The sequence below is a fragment of the Oleiphilus sp. HI0079 genome (assembly GCF_001635105.1).
In genome coordinates this window covers 1-1,143 of the sequence record NZ_LWFT01001275.1, presented here as the reverse complement: position 1 = coordinate 1,143, position 1,143 = coordinate 1, and the positions used below count along the sequence as shown (strand labels likewise).

General features: G+C 48.2%; 1 protein-coding gene. It reads left to right on the top strand.

The features are described from left to right. Positions 1 to 180: 180 nt before the first annotated feature. A partial coding sequence (locus A3750_RS22380) for an RNA polymerase sigma factor region1.1 domain-containing protein (protein WP_304440222.1) occupies positions 181 to 1,143 on the top strand: 963 nt, incomplete at its 3' end.

Genomic DNA, 1,143 nt, shown 5'->3' with positions numbered 1-1,143 from the left:
CAGCTAACCGACGAAGAACGAAGCAAGGCTCAGGCAATAACCACGCGAACTTCGTAACTCCAACAATTGTTAATAAGCTTGATTTCTATGATATCGATCCCATATTAGCTTTGTGGGTCGATTATATTTCCGTATAATGGCCGACTATTTTTTAATCGGCCACCAGACAATAGGGTGAACATGCCAAGCAATTCACGACAGTCACGTTTGAAAGACCTCATCGCTCGCGGTAAAGAGCAGGGGTATTTGACTTACTCCGAAGTAAACGACCACTTACCCGAAGATATCGCTGATCCAGATCAGGTCGAAGATATTATTCGCATGATCAACGACATGGGTATCCAAGTTGTAGAGGCAGCACCAGACTCTGACTCACTACTAATGTCCGATGGCGACTCAACAGACGAGGTTGCGGCGGCTGAAGCGGCGGCGGCACTTGCGGCCGTAGAGACCGAAGCTGGTCGCACCACTGACCCTGTTCGTATGTACATGCGGGAAATGGGCACCGTTGAACTACTTACTCGCGATGGTGAGATTCGAATCGCCAAACGTATTGAAGAGGGCTTACGCGATGTAATGGCATCGTTAGCACATTTTCCAGGTGCAGTAGCGTCAATTCTTGCGATGTATGATCGAATCGTCGAAGAAGAGGGGCGTCTTACAGATGTTCTAACAGGTTACTTAGATCCAGAAGCTGAAGCGAATATTCCCGTTCCGGTTAACCCCACGACAGTGAATAAAGATGATAAAGCTGACAAGGACGACGAGGAAGAAGAAGAGACAGATAACGGACCGGATCCAGAAGAAGCGCGTGAGCGTTTTGATGCGATTCGTAAGCAGCTCGACAAGGCATTGCGCGTTGAGAGCAAGCATGGTCGAGCAAGCAAAGAGACCATTAAAGAACTAAATGAGTTGGGCGAGCTATTTGCGCCGCTTAAACTGAATGCAAAGCAGTTCGATTTGTTGGTCAATACCGTACGATCAGCCAATGACGTAGTTCGAGTGAATGAGCGAACCGTGATGACGATTTGTTCTCGCGAATGCGGCATGGATCGGAAAGAGTTTATCAAGCGCTTCCCAAGCAACGAGGCAAATCTTGATTGGGTCGACGGTCTAGTTGAAGAACAGCATCCATGTGCTGCG